This window comes from Bradyrhizobium sp. NAS80.1 (assembly GCF_001908205.1).
In the GTDB taxonomy this organism is placed as follows: Bacteria; Pseudomonadota; Alphaproteobacteria; order Rhizobiales; family Xanthobacteraceae; genus Bradyrhizobium.
The window spans coordinates 1-3,026 of record NZ_LGHL01000310.1; the positions used below are offsets into that span (position 1 = coordinate 1).

The 3,026-nt window shown below is 58.6% G+C and carries 2 protein-coding genes and 1 pseudogene; 2 read left to right on the forward strand and 1 reads right to left on the reverse strand.

Annotated elements, in window-relative coordinates:
• Positions 1-12: 12 nt before the first annotated feature.
• A pseudogene (locus AC629_RS42250) lies at positions 13-470 on the forward strand (ABC transporter permease subunit); the annotation flags it as partial.
• A 702-nt stretch (positions 471-1,172) separates the two neighbouring features.
• Positions 1,173-1,832, forward strand: coding sequence for a maleylacetoacetate isomerase (gene maiA / locus AC629_RS42255; protein WP_084810547.1), 660 nt, complete (start codon positions 1,173-1,175; stop codon positions 1,830-1,832).
• Between the two features lie 133 nt (positions 1,833-1,965).
• On the opposite strand, the gene AC629_RS42260 is transcribed toward maiA, so the two are convergent.
• Positions 1,966-3,026 (reverse strand): LysR family transcriptional regulator (locus AC629_RS42260; protein ID WP_245332178.1); only part of this gene is annotated, 1,061 nt, incomplete at its 5' end.

Sequence of the window (3,026 nt, forward strand, 5' to 3'; positions counted from 1 at the left end):
AGGAACGGGGTCGTGGATCTTCTCACCAATCAAATCCTCGCCGGGATTGCTACCGGCGCGATCTATGCCTGCATGGCGCTCTCGGTTGTCATGATCTACCAGGCGATCGACCATCTTAATTTCGCGCAAGGCGAAATGGCGATGTTCTCCACCTTTACGTCCTGGCAACTGATGCAGTGGGGAGTCCCGTATTGGGGGGCGTTCCTGATCACGCTGGCCTTCTCGTTTGTCGGTGGCATCGCCATCGACGGGTCTTGTTCAGGCCATTGGCGACCGCGCCGGTCATGACCAACGTTGCCGGATTCATTGCGCTGTCTCGATCATCAATAGCTGCGCTGGGCTGATCTGGGACTTTACCATCAAGCAGTATCCGACCCCATTCGGTTCCTCGCCGTTTCTCGGAAGCCAGCTGATCTCGACTCATGAGGCGGGCATGATTGGCGTCACCTTGATGCTATTGGTCTGCCTGAACTGGCTTTCCGGCTTCCCTCTTGGCCCAATGGCCGCGCGGAGGATAAGGCACGTCCAGCCTCTCGCAGACCTTGGCGAGACCGTTTCCGGTGATTCCGAATTCCTGGGCAAGTCGGATCATCGGCTTACGCCAGACCATCCGGTACAGCTCTTCGCGCGTAACGCGCCGCGCACGCACAGGTATCGGTATTTCTACTTTGTTCGCTCCTAGCCAGGTGTTAGTCGGCAAAAACGCGGGCCCAACTTGCTCCTGACGAGAGAGGGGCTGCAAGCCCTTGGAGCTGTGTAAAAATAGTTTCCCACGAGCCTGAGAAACCAGGCAACCAATCGCTAGGGCGGAAGAGGGGAAGCAATTAGTGGTGGCGACCGACTAATATCTTGGGGAGCAAGCCTTTCTGGTTCGAGGAGCCTCTGATGGCAACGCGGCTGATCAAAGCCGAACCAACGGCATTTCGTGATAGATGCGCGGGGTGCGAGGAGGCAATTCCATTCTTGATAAATGGCGCACCACTACTTCCACCCACCAAGCGTCGGTGGCTCGATTCTCGAAATCATACCAGATACTGCCTAGGGGACATCCACGCCCGCCGTCTCGCGCGAGGGCATTGCCGTTCCGCAAGCCTCGCTTGCTGTTTTCCAATCCGGCCTTGAGGCGGATTCGCTTATCTCTCTGGTAGGAGAATCAGGAAAGGACCGATCCATTGACAATTCAGCTCTACGGCTTCTGGCGCTCGAATGCGGCATTCCGCGTCCGTGTCGCACTTGCGTTGAAGAAGCTTCCCTTCGAGGAAATCGAAATCGACATTCTATCCGGACGCCAGTTCGATGCCGGGTATGCTGAAATGAGCGCGGAGCATGTGGTGCCCACCTTCGTTCACGACGACCATCGGATCTTTCAGTCGCTGGCGATCATGGAATATCTCGATGATATCCAGCCGGAGCCAAGGCTGCTGCCGGTCGAGGCTAAGGACCGAGCCTATGTCCGGTCGCTCGCATTGGTTTCGGTCGCAGATGCTCATCCTCTTGTCGTACCGCGCGTCCGCAAGCATCTCGGCGAGGTATTCGGCGCCGATGTGGCAGCAATCGAGTCATGGTGCAGGCATTGGGCGGAGGAAGGACTTGCGACCTATGAGCGGCTGCTTACGCGACGTCCGGCTGCTCCATTTGCGCTGGGGGCTACGCCGACGATCGCCGACATCTGCATCGCCGGCCAGATCGTCACTGCCGATCTTTATAAGCTGGACCTGGCGGCGTTTCCCGCGGTGGCGGCGCTGGGGAAGCGCTGCTTCGAACTCCCGGCGTTCGCCGACGCACATCCGTTCCGGCAGCCTGGCTACAAGACCGGGGAGGGACGTCATTAGCGCGAGGTGGCTCCTGCTGCTGTGCCCGATCTCTTCAGGGTAGAGAGATCTTACGCAAATAGCACACCCACGCGCTCGAGGAACGACGCGTGGCGATCAGCGGGCACGAGGCGGTGCCAAGCGCTTCCTTCGTTCACCGTTCCGATGCGGAACTCTCGACGCGTTCGCCCTCCAACAACGCCCGGCGAGCCAGCAGGCCGCCACCGACATGATCAAAGAAAGCCCGCACACGCGCGGTGTTGCGTAAATCCTTGTGGGTGATCAGCCACAGCTCCCTCGTAAGTTCATCGAGCGGCTCTTGAACCCGCTCGATGTCAGGCTCTAGATCTCCGAGGTAGCAGGGCAGCAGCGCCAGCCCCAAGCCCGCCTTCACCGCCATAAGCTGATTGATGAGGCTGCTCGAGCGGTAGGCGAAGGCATAGGGCGAGATGTTCTTCGCCAGCCACTCGGATGCAGCGGCCACCGCGCTGCTGTCCCAGCCGATGACGGCATATCCCGAAAGCGAAGCGAGATCGGTCGGACGGCCGCGATCGGCGAGATAGGTGCTGCTTCCATAGAAGGTCCAAGGTGTTGAGGCGATCTTGCGTCCGAATAAATCACCTTCATGGGGACGTGTCGCACGGATGGCGATATCCGCCTCGCGGCGTTGGAGATCAAGTTGTCGATTGTCGACGAGCAATTCGATCTCGATCCCGTCATGCTCACGCCGAAAGCTTGCCAGCACCTCGTTGAGAATCCGATAGGCCAGCGTCTCGGATGACGTGATCTTGAGTTTTCCAGAAAGCCTGGCGTCCTGGCCTGTGATCGACCGATCAAGCGCCAATGCCTCCGCTTCCATCCGCTCGGCCGCCAGGGCCATCCGTGCGCCGGCTTCCGTTGGAAGGTATTGACCCGACGTCCGGTCGAATAGTTGAACAGCCTTTCGCTTTTCCAGCGCGTTCAGCCATCGAAAGATCGTCGAATGATCGTGTCCGAGATCCTTCGCTGCGCCAACCAGCGATCCGGCGCGCGCAACCGCCAAAACGATCCTGAATTCATTCCAATCACTCATTCCTTGCCGCCTCGCAAGTTCTTTTCCTGCAATTAACATTTCATCTTGCGAATTGGAAAGCGAGATCGGTGATCGCGGAGTTCGCGATTTTATTCTGAGTGGCGCGCCCGAGGAGATTCGAACTCTTGAACCCAGCTTCGTCC